This window comes from Couchioplanes azureus (genome assembly GCF_014648355.1).
Taxonomy (GTDB): Bacteria; Actinomycetota; Actinomycetes; order Mycobacteriales; family Micromonosporaceae; genus Actinoplanes; species Actinoplanes azureus.
Window position 1 is genome coordinate 1,475,033 of the sequence record NZ_BMQY01000001.1, and the last position, 12,549, is coordinate 1,487,581.

The window sequence follows — 12,549 nt, forward strand, 5'->3', positions numbered from 1 at the left end:
ATGAGGGCCGAGGTGAACCGATCATGGACGGCCTGATCCTGACGGCGGTGCTTCCGCTGGCTGCCTTCGCGTTGCTGACCGTGGGCAACGCGTTCTTCGTCGCCGCCGAGTTCGGGCTGGTCACCGTCGACCGGGTGGAGATCGACAAGCGTGCCGACGCGGGCGAGCGCCGGGCCCGCACCGTACGCGACGCCCTGCACGAGCTCTCCTTCCAGCTCTCCGGCACGCAACTCGGCATCACGCTGACCGCGCTGCTCACCGGCTATCTGGCCGAGCCCGCGCTGTCCCGGCTGTTCACCCCGGCCATCGCGCCGATCGGCGGCCGGCACACCGCCGCCATCACCCACCTGCTCGCCCTGGTGCTGGCCACGCTGGTGTCGATGCTCTTCGGCGAGCTCGTACCGAAGAACGCCGCACTGGCCCGCCCGATGAAGGTCGCCCTGCTGACGGCGGCGCCGCTGCGTACCTTCTCGAAGCTCTTCAAATGGCTGATCAGCGCGCTGAACGGCTCCGCCAACTGGCTGGTCCGGCGGATGGGGATCGAGCCGCAGGAGGAGCTCGCCAGCGCCCGTTCCCCCGAGGAGCTGGGGCTGCTCGCCGCGATCAGCGCCCGCGCCGGGGCGCTGCCGGACGAGACCGCGACGCTGCTGCGCCGCACCATCCGCTTCGGCGAGAAGCGCGCGGCCGAGGCGATGACGCCGCGCGTCGACGTGGTCGGCCTCAAGACCACTGCCAGCCTCGCGGACCTCATCACGGTGGCGCGGGAGACCGGGCACACCCGCTTTCCCGTGTACGAGTCGACGCTCGACCTCGTCATGGGTGTCGTCGGCGTGTCGGACGCGCTCGGTGTCGCACCCGACCGCCGGGCCGCCACGCCGGTGTCGGCCGTGGCCCGGGAGCCGGTCTACGTCCCGGAGAGCCTCGGGCTGGACCGGGTGCTGGCGGCGCTGCGGGCCGCCGACGCCGACCTGGCGATCGTGGTCGACGAGTACGGCGGCACCGACGGCGTGGTGACCGTCGAGGACCTCATCGAGGAGCTGGTGGGTGAGATCGCCGACGAGCACGACGTGGACGTGGTGGAGACCGGCAGCGAGGAGCTGACCGCGCCCGACGGCGGGCGGACGATCCTCGTCGACGGCCTGCTGCGCGAGGACGAGCTCGCCGAGCAGACGGGGTTCCGGCTGCCCGAGGGGCCGTACGAGACGCTCGCCGGCTTTCTGCTCGCCCGTCTCGGTCACATTCCCACGGCGGGGGAGTCGCTCGAGGAGGAAGGCTGGGAGTTCACCGTGATGCAGGTGGACCGGCACCGCATCGAACAGGTCCGCGTCGTCACGCCGCCGGAGCCCGCCGATGACTGAGCTGGTCGTCACCGTCCTGCTGCTACTGGGCAACGCCCTCTTCGTGGGCGGCGAGTTCGCGCTGATCGCGTCCCGGCGTACGGCCCTGGAGCCGCTGGCGGAGACGTCCCGCCCGGCGCGCTGGGCGCTGTCGGCGATGAACCAGATCCCGTTGATGATCGCGGGTGCGCAGCTCGGCATCACGGTCTGCTCGCTGGGCCTGGGCGCGATCGCCGAGCCGGCGCTCGCGCACCTGCTGGAGGGCCCGTTCGCGGCGGCGGGCCTGCCGGAGAGCGCGATCCACCCGGTCGCGTTCGTCCTCGCCCTCGTCGTCGTGGTCTTCCTGCACACCGTCGTCGGCGAGATGGTGCCCAAGAACATCACGCTGGCCGGCCCGGAACGCTCGGCGCTGATCCTCGGCCCGTTCATGCTCGCCTTCTGTACGGCGACCCGCCCGGTCCTGACCGCGATGCGCTGGGCGTCGCGCATGGTGCTGGCCCTGTGGAAGATCGAGGCGACGGACGCGGTCAAGACGGTGTTCACCGCCGAGGAGCTGGCGGGCATGGTGACCCAGGCCAGGTCGGAGGGGCTGCTCGGCACGGAACAGTACGAGCGCATCCACGCGGCGCTGGGCCTCGGCGAGCGGACGGCGGCCGACACCCTGCGGCCCTGGTCCGGGGTGACCACGGTGGCGGACGACGCGTCACCGGCCACGATCGAGGCGGTGGCGACCCGCAGCGGGCGGTCCCGCTTTCCGGTCGTGCAGCGCGAGTCGCGGCGGGTGCTCGGCTTCGTGCACGTCAAGGATGTCCTGGGCTATACGGGCGCGCAGCGCCGGCTGCCCATCCCGGGGGAGATCATCCGGCCGCTGGCCGTGGTGCCGCCGGACCGCAACCTGGCCGATCTGCTGCTGACGATGCGCCGGGACCGGCGCCACATCGTGCTGGTGAGCGACGGGCGTCGGCCGCTCGGTGTGATCTCCCTGGACGACGTGCTGCACGCGGTGATCGGTGAGCCCGCGGCACCGCGGAGCGGGTGACGTACCGACCGTCCCGGTGGGCCGTTCGGCTTACCCCCTTTGGGGTGGTTTAGGCCACTTTTGCGCCGGCCCGGAGTTTGGGCCCACCACTTTTGCCCGATTTTCGGACAATAAACGTATGTTCGACACTCGCCGGTCATGGTTCAGCCCGCTCGGCGCGCTCACGGCCACCGCCGTCTTCGGCGCGGGCCTGCTGGCCGTCGCCCACTTCGCCCAGCGCAGCGACGCCGCGCCCCGGCTCACGCCGCTGATCATGCCCCGCCCGTCGGCGGGCGTCCTGACCCCCGCGGCCTTCGGCTTCGCGGCACCCGCGCCGCCGGGCAAGGTCGCCGTCGCGGCGGCCCCGGTCACCGTCCGCTACACCTTCGACGGCGGCGTGACGGCACCGATCACCGACGTACGCGGCGGCTTCGAGCTGCGCCCCCTGGGCCAGAACGGCGGCACGCTCAGCCTGGTCCCGCAGGGCGCGGGCCTGGCGGTGCAGTATCCGGACCGCTGCACCCTCCTTCGGGAACGCGAATGCCCCCGCGCGATCCTGGAAGGCTTCCGCGACGACAGCCTCAACCCCGGCACCCGTCCGATGCAGTACGGCGCGTCGGTCCTGATGACCCACAGCGACCTCGCGGACGGCGCCAACGTCCTCCAGAAGGGGTATTCGGTCGGCGGCATCAGCCAGTTCAAGCTTCAGGTCGACCACCGGGCGGGCCACCCCAGCTGCGTGATCGCCGGCCGCAACCGCATCTACCGGGCGGAACCGCTGGTCGACGTGGCCGACGGGACCTGGCACCAGCTGGTGTGCACCCGTACGGCGAACCGTCTGGAACTCGCGGTCGACGGCGTGCGCCGGGCGTCGGTGCCCGTGCCGCCGCGCCTGTCGATCGCCAACGCCGAACCGCTGCGGGTCGGCGGCAAGGGCGCCAACAAGGGCAACGACCAGTACGCCGGCCTGATCGACAACGTCTTCCTGTCGATCCATTGACCCGGGACGCGCACACGGAACCCGCCCGGCGGCAAGGGGCGGGGCGGGATCCGTCGGTGCCGTCAGGCCTGCGGGTTGAGCAGGATCCGGCCGAGCTGGTTGGCGCAGTTGCCCCACTTGTTGCTGTTCGTGATCTTCAGGACGTAGGCCCGCTGCGGGTCGAGGCCGGTGAAGGTCTGCGACCGGGCGGCGGTCCAGCTGTTCGAGTTGTCCGTGGTCGTGGAGATCACCTTGTTGTCCGAGACCCGGACCAGCTGGGCCGTGCTGGTGAAGCTCATCGTGGGGTTGTTCTTGTCGTCCTGCGTCGCCCCGCCGGTCGGGCCGCCCAGGTAACCCATCCACTGCGGCGCGGAGTACGTGAAGGTCGCCCTGGTGGGGTCGGCCGAGCGGACCGCCTTCGCCTTGATCACCGAGGTGGGTGCCAGCGACTTCTCGATCACGTACCGGCTGGTCCCCTGGCCCTGCGCGTCGCGGGAGGCGACGGTGATCCGGTACCGCGAGCACTTGTTCGGCGTCGAGACCGTCAGCTGGTGCTGCCCGCCCGCGTTCAGCTTCTGGGTGGCCGCGACGACGTACTGCCGAGTGACGATTCCATCGCTGACCGTAACGAGGTAGTTCGAGGCGCCCGCGACCGGCTTCCAGTAGACCCACGTCTCGATGGCCTTCTGGTACGACCGCACGTTCGTCAGGCCCATCGGCGGACCCGGCACGTGCGTCGCCGCGGAAGCCGCTTGCGGAACCGCGAGGGTGGTGGCGATCATCGCCATACCCAGGGCGGCAACCAGGCGTGCCAGCTTCATGTCTGCGTTCCTCCACGTGCGTCGGTGACTAGAGAACCTTGACACCGGACTCTCAAGCCACCCGCAAGACCGTCTGAGCGTTCCCGCAATGCCGCGCCGATCGGGCCGCAAACCACTCAACAGAGCGTGACGCTCACGCAGTGTCATCCCGCGTCTCCGGTGGACGGGCCGGGGTGTCCCCGGGTGCCCTTCTCGATTAGTGTCCCGGGTCTGGAACCTGAAGGGGCGACGTGACTTCGATGAATGAGCCTTCGGCATCCCGGCTCGGCCGACCGACGAGGCGCAACGTGCTCACCGCCGGCGTGGCGGGAGCGGGCGTGCTGCTCGCCACCGGGGCTGCCGGCCGGGGACAGGCCGCGCACGCGGCCTCGGCCCACCGGAACCTCGCCTTCCGTACCCTCGGGCGCACCGGCGAACGGCTTCCCGCGATCGGGCTCGGCGCCACGGTGAACGCCGACAAGCACCCCGCGGTGCAGCGGGCGCACCTGCGGGACGTCCTGAAGGCGTACTGGAAGGCCGGCGGCCGGGTGGTCGACACCTCGCGGCTGGATGCCGACTCCGAGCTGATGTTCAGTGAGGTCGCCACCGCCCTCGGCATCACCGGCGGCATGTTCCTGACCCGCAACTTCCGGTCGGCCGACGGAGACCTCAGCGAGAGCCGCATGTCGCGCCAGTTGCAGGCCGCCAAGGCGCGGCTGCGGCGCCACCAGATCGACGTGGTGCAGGTGGGCGACCTGGCCGAGCCCGAGGCCGTCGTGCCGATGCTGGGCCGGTGGAAGAGCGCCGGAGAGGTGCGGTACGTCGGCGTCAGCCACCACGAGACCCGGTACTACCCGGCGATGGAAATCCTGATGCGCAACTTCGACGTCGACGCCGTCCAGGTCCGCTACTCGATCGCCACCCGGCTGGCCGAGGAGCACATCCTGCCGCTCGCCGCGGAGCGGGACATCCCCGTCACCGTCACCATGCCGTTCGAGGCGGGCCGCCTGCACAGGCTGGTCGAGGGCCACCAGGTACCGGGCTGGGCGGCCGACTTCGGCGCCACCACCTGGTCCCAGTTCTTCCTGAAGTACGTCCTGGCGCAGCCGGCCGTCACGGTCGTCCTGCCGTCCGCCGCCAACCCGGCACACGTGCAGGACAACATGAAGGCCCTGCGCGGACCGCTTCCCGACGACGACCAGCGGGCGCGGATGGTGGCGCACCTCGCGGCGTTCCCCGGCTTCGCTCAGCTCGAGGAAGACGCGGCGGGTCAGCTCACCGCGTGACCCGGCACGGGCTCAGGAAATGAGAAAGCCCTGCGAGGTGGTCCTCGCAGGGCTTTCTGGTTTCCGGCGAATCAGCTCACTGCATGACCTCGCCGACCGTCAGCACCGGCATTCCCCGCGAGTTGATGGCTCGCATGATCGACTCGAAGTCGTCCTTGTGGATCTGGGCGTCGTTCGTCGGCGCCGTGGTGATGACACTGTGGAAGCACAGGATGAGCCAGCCGCCGGACAACTGCGCGCGGTCGAGCAAACCACCGGGACCGGTCAGGTTCGCGGGGTTCGCCGTGCCGGGGGCGATCGAGCTGATACCCGTGAGGGACCGGAGCCGGTGGGGCATCGGCGGCGGGGTGGACTCACGGTTGTCGGCGGAGATGATCGACCGGCCGGTGGAGAAGTAGCGCGCCACGATCTCCTCGACGCTCACCCCGTCCGTCGTCTTGCCGAACCGCCCACCCGGGTAGGCGAACGAGTCGCTGTTGAACCCGTTGTTGACCATCCAGGCCCGGAGGTTCCCCGCGTCGGCGTCGACCTTCTCGGCCGTCACGCCGTCGTACCGCGCCCCGTGAATGGCGCCCTGGTACGCATGCCCGGCGATCTCCCACCCGGACAGGTTCTGCGCCGCCTTCAACTGGGCCAGGTTGTACCGTCCCGGCGTACCGATCTGGTCGGCGATCGTGTACGTGGTCCCGCGGAACCCGTAGGCGTCCATCGCCGGGCGGGCGTTGTCGAAGACGTCCGACCACGAGTCGTCGAAGGTGATCGACACCAGGCCCTTCGGGTACGTCGCCGATGTGTCGTCGATGAGCTCGACCGACTGCAGCCGTACGGTGCACGGCCCGGTGCCGGCGTCGACCACCTGGAACCGGAGGTCGGTGAACCCGGACTTCGTCGACGGGACGCGCGCGGGCGAGAGGCTCAGGTTGCCGCCGGCGCCCTGCACGTCTCCCCACTGCAGGGTGATGAACACCCACTCGCCGGACTGCACCCAGTTCTGGGTGTTCGTGTGCGTGTGCACCCGCCACCGGAAGAAGTTCGCCAGTCCGGCCGTACCGACGTAGAAGGTGATCCACCGCAGCTTGGTGACGTCGGACACCTTGAACATCAGGCGGATCGCCTTGCCGTTCATGTTGAGCGCCTGGCCACCGAACTTCTGGAAGTTGGCCTGGTCCGCCGTGCCCCCGGTCGCGGTGGCGCGCCCGGCCGTGACGAGCGAGATGGACTGCGTCCCCCGAACGAACTCGGTGGTGTCGTTCAGGTTCGACGACCCGACATTGCCGCCCGTGACGGTCCAGCCGTGAGAACGCTGGAAGTTCTGCGTCCACTTCGCCGGAGCCCATCGGGGCACTGATCGAGGTGCAATGATCGGCATTGAGAAACAGTCCTCCACGTTCAGTCGATCCCAGCCGCTCACCGAAGGTCTGTCACGTCCCGAGCGCCAACACCAAGACGCCGATAATCCACAAATCGGACGTCATCAACGAACACCTTCAGCGAACGGCGTCACGCTACCCGACGATCTTCGTTAAGGGCACCGGCCGAAGCGCTCCCCTTGCCGCCTCAAGGCCCAGCCCCCGCCTGCACTCCGGGCGTAGCCACAACCGGGAACCCGCTGCGACCGTCCAAGCACTCACAGTGGCCACCGCAAGCCGTTCACGGCGCCGGCGTGCTCCGAAGCAGGGCCGCCACCCGCGGCTCTTGCGTTCGCACCTCATCCGGGTCCTTGGTACCGCAGACTGCTGGACCTCAGACGCTGAGTCACCTGGATGACGCGGTCCAAGCTTGTGCTTTAACCTCCAGCTCCGACCTAGCGTCGTTGCGGACCAGCCCGCTGCGTCAGCAACGGCGACTACAGCGAGTGTCGGCCGGTGCGCCGGTGCGCCGGTGCGCCGGTGCGTGGGCAGAGACGAGACCAAACGCGCGTTCTCTGCGGGATGAGCGGTCGCATCGATCCGGTGTGGACGCGGCTGGCGCAGCCCCGGTCACCGCCACACCTGGACCGGGTTACGCTGCGTGACAGCCGCCAGGGCGCGGGCCCGTCCGACGAATACACGGATTTAGCCGAGGAGCGAGCGTGGCGACTGGCTGCGTAAGCGCCGGCCGCCCGTCACGACCTCTGGGCTGCAACCTCAGCTTCGCTGCGGAGAATGCAGAACTCGTTGCCTTCGGGATCGGCGAGCAGGACCCACCCCGTTCCGTCGGGGTTGCGATGATCGGCCACAACGGCCGCACCAAGTCCGGTCAGCCGAGCCAACTCCGCGTCACGTGTGCCCTGCGTTGGACGCAGATCGAGATGGACCCTGTTCTTGACCTGCTTCGATTCCGGCACCTCGACAAAGAGCAGACGGTGCCGCCCGTCAGCGGAGGAAATCATGCATTCCTCGTGGCCAGGCTCGTTGGGATCGTCGGGGTCTTCGGTGTAGTCCAGGATGGCTTGCCACCAACGGGACAGGGCGTACGCATCGGCGCAGTCCACGGTGGTGTGGGACACGTAGGAAGTCACCGCCGGATGATCTCAGAAACGAGGATCGAACTGCGAGTCGTTTGACGACGAAGCGAGCGACCGCTCATCCCGCAGAGAACGCGCGTTTGGTCTCGTCTCTGCCCACGCACCGGCGCACCGGCGCACCGGCCGACACTCGCTGTAGTCGCCGTTGCTGACGCAGCGGGCTGGTCCGCAACGACGCTAGGTCGGAGCTGGAGGTTAAAGCACAAGCTAAGCGACAACCGCTGACACCTGGCAGCTCATGCGCCGGAGACGAGGGCGAGGATCGTTGGTAACAGAGCGGGGTGCGCGGCGACGGTCGAGTTGACGCTCGTGTCGTGGGAAAGGCCATCGCGATCGACTATCCGAGCTCCAGCCGCGCGGGCGATGATCACTCCTGCTGCGGTATCCCACGGCTTGTTGGACAACATGGCGACGGCGTCCACCCGGCCAGCGGCCAGCCAAGCCAGGTCGATGGCAGCGGATCCGTGCATGCGGATCCGCTGGACTTTCGCCGCTAGACGTTCGGTCATGGCGAATCGCTCGCTGTTCTTCTGTGCCGCCTTCTCGCCGACGGCATAATCCCCGATGGCCACAACAGCCTCGGAGACCTTCGACACCGGGTTGACGGTGATCCGCCGACCATTCAGCTCGGCCCCGCTACCTTCGACGGCGGAGTAGCGTTCACCCAGGAACGGAAGATCGATGACTCGAGAGTGCCGACGGCGCGCGAGGATCGCGATCGCGCGCCGTCCAGTTATACAGCTGTGTCAGGCACCCGTCCCGGCCATCGCCGGGTGCAGGACGACCTTCGTCCAGCCGTCGTCGCGGTTGTCGAAGTGCTCGTAGGCCTCCGGCGCCCGGTCCAGGGGCAGCTCGTGGCTGACGATGAACGACGGTTCGGCCTTGCCGCCGGCGATCAGGTCGCGTAGCTGCCGGTTGTACTTCTTGACCGGGGCCTGGCCGCTGCCGATGTGCTGGCCCTTGAACCAGAACATGCCGTAGTCGAAGGCGAGTCTGCCCTGCTTGGCCAGCTCGTCGCCGGCGCCGGGGTCCTGGGGCACGAAGACGCCGACACAGCCGATCTTCCCGGTGAAGCGCACCGAGGCGACCAGCCGGTTCATCGTCAGGTTGGCCTGCTCCTGGCCGTCGGGCTCGTGTGCCTGATAGCCGACGCACTCGCAGCCGTTGTCCGCGCCCAGTCCCATCGTCTGCTCGAGAACGGCCTGCACCGGATCGACCTTCGAGTCGTCGATCGGGATCGCGCCGATCGACTCGGCCAGGCGCAGCCGGTCGGGGTGCCGGTCGACAACCATCACCTTGCTTGCCCCCCGGATGGTCGCCGAGAGCGCGGCCATCAGCCCGACCGGACCCGCGCCGTAGATGACCGTCTGGTCGCCGGGCCGCACGCCGGCCATCTCGGTGGCGTGGTAACCGGTCGGGAAGATGTCGGCCAGCATCACGTAGTCGGTCTGGCGCTGCTCGGCGTCCTCGCCCAGCCGCAGGCAGTTGAAATCACCCCAGGGCACCCGCAACAGCTCGGCTTGTCCGCCGCCGTACGGGCCCATGTCGGCGAAGCCGTACGCGGCGCCGGCCATCTTCGGTTCGGGCTGGGCGGTCAGGCAGTAGTTCGTCAGCTGACGCTCGCAGTTCTTGCAATGCCCACAAGAGATGTTGAACGGCAGGACGACCCAGTCGCCCACCCGGACCTTGTCGACCCCGGTGCCGATCTCGACCACCTGGCCCAGGTTCTCGTGCCCGAACCAGCGGCCGGGCTCGAAGTCGGTCCGGCCCTCGTACATGTGCAGGTCCGAGCCGCAGATATTCGCCGACGTGATCCGTACCAGGACGTCGGTCGGCCGCTCGATCCGCGCATCCGGCACATCCTTGACTTTGATTTGCCGCGGCCCCTCATACACCACTGCCTTCATTACTGACTCCTCGTCGCAGACACCTCCCTCCGTCCGGGCTCGGGCCGGGGTCTTCATTACATACACGCGACGGACCGCCCCGGGCCGGTATCGGCATTCGCGCCAACATCGGCCGCAGTGGACAGCCCTGGAGTCCGCGATGCGCCGACTCGAAGACCGACCCGGGTAGTCGCGATCGAGTAGCCGCCCGACTCTGCACCATGTCGAGAATCCCGATTCACGACCGCTGGGTGGCTACAGGTGCAGGACTCGGATCACAGGGCATGCTTCGCCCGCATCTGGGTAAGCCGCCCGGGATTCGCGCGGCTACCGGTGCGGAGCACTTCCCCTCGCGACACCTTGCGGGGATAGCCACAAGCTCGCTCTCGGCGGCCGTCGCGAAGCTGGGCGCCATCGGCCAAGGCCACTCGGCCTTGCCGTCGGGTTGCACCGGCCGTCACTGACGGTGAGTGGGTGGTGTCCGGGTAGGCCGCAACCGGTTGCGAAGCAGCCTGGTGGGAGTCTCCCCGACCTGTTTGCCGGGGTCGAAGGTGGCGAGGTTGACCCCGCCTTCGGCGGGTGCGTGTCCGCACGCGGCTCACTCTGCGGGCAGACGGACGGTGACAGTGAGGTCGGTGGGAGGATGCGGGCTGAGGGTAGCGTGCCGTGGTGGCGCTCGATGATGGCGCGGCTGAGAGTCAGGCCGAGGCCGGCGCCGGGGATGCCGTGATGGCGGACGTTGCGGCCGCGGTACAGCCGGCGTGTCAGCTGGGGGTACTCGTCGGCGGTCACGTCGGCGCCTGGGTTGGTGACTTCGAGCACTGCGACGTCGTCGGGATGGGTGAGGGTGACGGTGATGGTCGCCTGCTCGGGGCTGTATTTGATGGCGTTGTCGAGCAGGCAGTCGACGACCTGACGCAGCCGGTCGAGGTCGCCGGACACGTTCACCTGCGCCGGCAGGTCGCTGTGCAGCGTGAGCTGGTGAGCTTCGGCCTTCGGGTGCGCGGCGGCGACGGCGTCGCGCACAATCGCGGCCACATCGACTGATGTGGACTGGAGGCGGGCGTTACCGGATTCCAGCGCGACCAGGTCGAGCAGCTGGTCGACCAGGTTGAGCAGCCGGGTGCTGTTGCGGACGACCACGTCGAGCAGCTCGCGCAGGTCGGCGAGCCGGGTGTCGTCGGGTTCCTGGCGGATCAGGTCGATGTAGGCGGTGATGGAGGTCAGCGGGGTGCGCAGCTCGTGGCCGACCAGCGCGACGTACTCTTCGATGCTGGCGGCCAGCTGCTGCGCTAGTTCGTCGGCGCGCCGGCGTTCCAGGTGGGCGCCGAGGTGTCCGGTGATGCCGGTCAGCAGGACGGTCAGGGCCGGTTCGGATTCCTGCCGGTGGTGGGAGAAGTAGGTCAGGACTCCAACGACGGTGGTGCCGCTGCGTACCGGGACGGCGCCGGCGGCGCGGTAGGGTACGCCGCGGGTGACCTCGGGCAGCGGCAGCCCGGGGGCGTGGATGTCGGGCACCCAGATCGGTTCGCCGCGCTGCCAGCACAGGCCGGCCAGGCCGTGCCCCGGCGGGATGCTCCCAGGGATCGGCAAGGGCTCGGCGCCGGGCGCGGTGAAGGTGGTGGCCGACGTCAGCCTGTCGCTGACCGGGTCGATCAGCCACAGCCGCACATACGGCCAGTCCAGCCAGGTGCCGATCGCGTGCAGCGCCGCGGTGGTGGCGGCGGCGGCGTCCGGGGCGCCGGCCAGGGCTTCGAGTACGGCGTTCTTGCACTGTTGGTAGCGGCGGGCCTGATGCTCGGCGCTTACGTCGTGGCCCGCGGCGACCGCGCCGATGATCTGTCCGGTGCCGTCGCGGATCGGCCGGGCGTTGACCAGCAGCCAGCGGGGCTGGTCGCGCGGGTCGTAGGCCATCGTTTCGGCGCGCTTGACGTGTTCACCGGCCAGGGCCCGCGTCAGCGGAAACTCTTCGGCGGTCAAGGGTGTGCCGTCGTGATGGCGCAGCTGGAACCGATGCGACCAGTCGGATTGCGCCACCGTGGTGTTGTCGGCGCCGAAGAGGGCACGCAGCGGTTGGTTGAGCAGCAGCCCGCCCCCGTGCCGGTCGCAGACGGCGACCCCGATGTCCAGGCTCTCCAGCAGGGCGGTCACAAATCCCGGGGTATGGGTCAGGCCGGACGGGGCGTCATCGTCGGCCGCGGCGAGCCGGTCGGCCGGGGTGTCCGCGGAAGCCCGATCCGGGTCGAGGCAGTGGTGTACCGCCTCGGTCAGCTGCTGCACGCTGAACGGCTTGGGTACCGTCACGGCGGCGCCGGCCGTGTGCAGCTGGGGGTCGCGCGACGGCAGGTAGGCGGTGACCAGGATGACCGGAATCTCTGCCAGCTCGGGGTTGTCGCGGATCGTCCGGCACAGCTGCACGCCGTCGAGCTCAGGCATCTCGACGTCGGCGATCACCAGGTCGGGCCGGCGAGCCGCGATCGCGGCCAGCGCGGCACGCCCGTCACCGACCACCACCGGCTCGTGGCGCAGACGACGAAGAATCTCGACGAGGATGCGCTGATGCTCCAGGTTGTCCTCGGCCACTACCACCAACGCCATTAGGACAAAGTAGCCCCAAACGCTCCAAGCGCTGTCGAAGCATCGTGGTTTTGCTGTGCCAGAGAGTGGGAGTGCAGCGGTGACGGGTATCCCCGTCGCCTTTTGTTTCGGCGCCCGGCAGGAGGATCCCACTCAGAGA

Annotated in this window: 10 protein-coding genes; 4 read left to right on the forward strand and 6 right to left on the reverse strand. The window is 69.2% G+C overall.

Annotation, left to right across the window (positions count from 1 at the left end; genetic code table 11):
- The first annotated feature begins 23 nt into the window (after window positions 1–23).
- The 3 genes from IEY99_RS06775 to IEY99_RS06785 all read left to right on the forward strand — a co-directional run bounded on the left by IEY99_RS06775 (window position 24) and on the right by IEY99_RS06785 (window position 3,355).
- Window positions 24–1,358, forward strand: coding sequence for a hemolysin family protein (locus IEY99_RS06775; protein ID WP_189200253.1), 1,335 nt, complete (start codon window positions 24–26; stop codon window positions 1,356–1,358).
- Window positions 1,351–2,376, forward strand: coding sequence for a CNNM domain-containing protein (locus IEY99_RS06780; RefSeq protein WP_189200255.1), 1,026 nt, complete (start codon window positions 1,351–1,353; stop codon window positions 2,374–2,376). Before IEY99_RS06775 ends, IEY99_RS06780 begins: the two co-directional genes overlap by 8 nt.
- A 118-nt stretch (window positions 2,377–2,494) precedes the next feature.
- On the forward strand, window positions 2,495–3,355 hold the full coding sequence (locus tag IEY99_RS06785; RefSeq protein ID WP_189200257.1) for a LamG-like jellyroll fold domain-containing protein: 861 nt from the start codon (window positions 2,495–2,497) through the stop codon (window positions 3,353–3,355).
- A 62-nt stretch (window positions 3,356–3,417) separates the two neighbouring features.
- Here IEY99_RS06785 and IEY99_RS06790 read toward each other — a convergent pair whose 3' ends face one another.
- On the reverse strand, window positions 3,418–4,155 hold the full coding sequence (locus IEY99_RS06790; protein WP_189200259.1) for a hypothetical protein: 738 nt from the start codon (window positions 4,153–4,155) through the stop codon (window positions 3,418–3,420).
- Between the two features lie 239 nt (window positions 4,156–4,394).
- Between IEY99_RS06790 and IEY99_RS06795 the strand changes: the two genes are divergently transcribed.
- Window positions 4,395–5,420: an aldo/keto reductase gene (locus IEY99_RS06795; RefSeq protein ID WP_189200261.1), complete on the forward strand. Its 1,026-nt coding sequence runs from the start codon at window positions 4,395–4,397 to the stop codon at window positions 5,418–5,420.
- Window positions 5,421–5,496: 76 nt separating this feature from the next.
- Here the strand turns inward: IEY99_RS06795 and IEY99_RS06800 are convergent, their stop codons facing one another.
- The 5 genes from IEY99_RS06800 to IEY99_RS06820 all read right to left on the reverse strand — a co-directional run bounded on the left by IEY99_RS06800 (window position 5,497) and on the right by IEY99_RS06820 (window position 12,542).
- Complete coding sequence (locus IEY99_RS06800; RefSeq protein ID WP_229798178.1) at window positions 5,497–6,789, reverse strand: polysaccharide deacetylase family protein; 1,293 nt, start codon at window positions 6,787–6,789, stop codon at window positions 5,497–5,499.
- 735 nt (window positions 6,790–7,524) lie between these two features.
- A complete protein-coding gene (locus tag IEY99_RS06805; protein ID WP_189200264.1) occupies window positions 7,525–7,920 on the reverse strand; it encodes a VOC family protein in 396 nt (131 codons plus the stop codon).
- Window positions 7,921–8,162: 242 nt separating this feature from the next.
- The gene (locus tag IEY99_RS06810; protein ID WP_189200734.1) at window positions 8,163–8,663 is read right to left on the reverse strand and encodes an inositol monophosphatase family protein; all 501 of its coding nucleotides are present in this window, start codon (window positions 8,661–8,663) and stop codon (window positions 8,163–8,165) included.
- 9 nt (window positions 8,664–8,672) lie between these two features.
- Complete coding sequence (locus IEY99_RS06815) at window positions 8,673–9,833, reverse strand: glutathione-independent formaldehyde dehydrogenase (protein ID WP_189200266.1); 1,161 nt, start codon at window positions 9,831–9,833, stop codon at window positions 8,673–8,675.
- 306 nt (window positions 9,834–10,139) lie between these two features.
- On the reverse strand, window positions 10,140–12,542 hold the full coding sequence (locus IEY99_RS06820) for a response regulator (RefSeq protein WP_189200268.1): 2,403 nt from the start codon (window positions 12,540–12,542) through the stop codon (window positions 10,140–10,142).
- Window positions 12,543–12,549: the final 7 nt, after the last annotated feature.

Coding starts and splice junctions, on each gene's coding strand:
- IEY99_RS06775 (WP_189200253.1), top strand. CDS start 24: ATGGACGGCCTGATCCTGACGGCGGTGCTTCCGCTGGCTGCCTTCGCG.
- IEY99_RS06780 (WP_189200255.1), top strand. CDS start 1,351: ATGACTGAGCTGGTCGTCACCGTCCTGCTGCTACTGGGCAACGCCCTC.
- IEY99_RS06785 (WP_189200257.1), top strand. CDS start 2,495: ATGTTCGACACTCGCCGGTCATGGTTCAGCCCGCTCGGCGCGCTCACG.
- IEY99_RS06790 (WP_189200259.1), bottom strand. CDS start 4,155: ATGAAGCTGGCACGCCTGGTTGCCGCCCTGGGTATGGCGATGATCGCC.
- IEY99_RS06795 (WP_189200261.1), top strand. CDS start 4,395: ATGAATGAGCCTTCGGCATCCCGGCTCGGCCGACCGACGAGGCGCAAC.
- IEY99_RS06800 (WP_229798178.1), bottom strand. CDS start 6,789: ATGCCGATCATTGCACCTCGATCAGTGCCCCGATGGGCTCCGGCGAAG.
- IEY99_RS06815 (WP_189200266.1), bottom strand. CDS start 9,833: ATGAAGGCAGTGGTGTATGAGGGGCCGCGGCAAATCAAAGTCAAGGAT.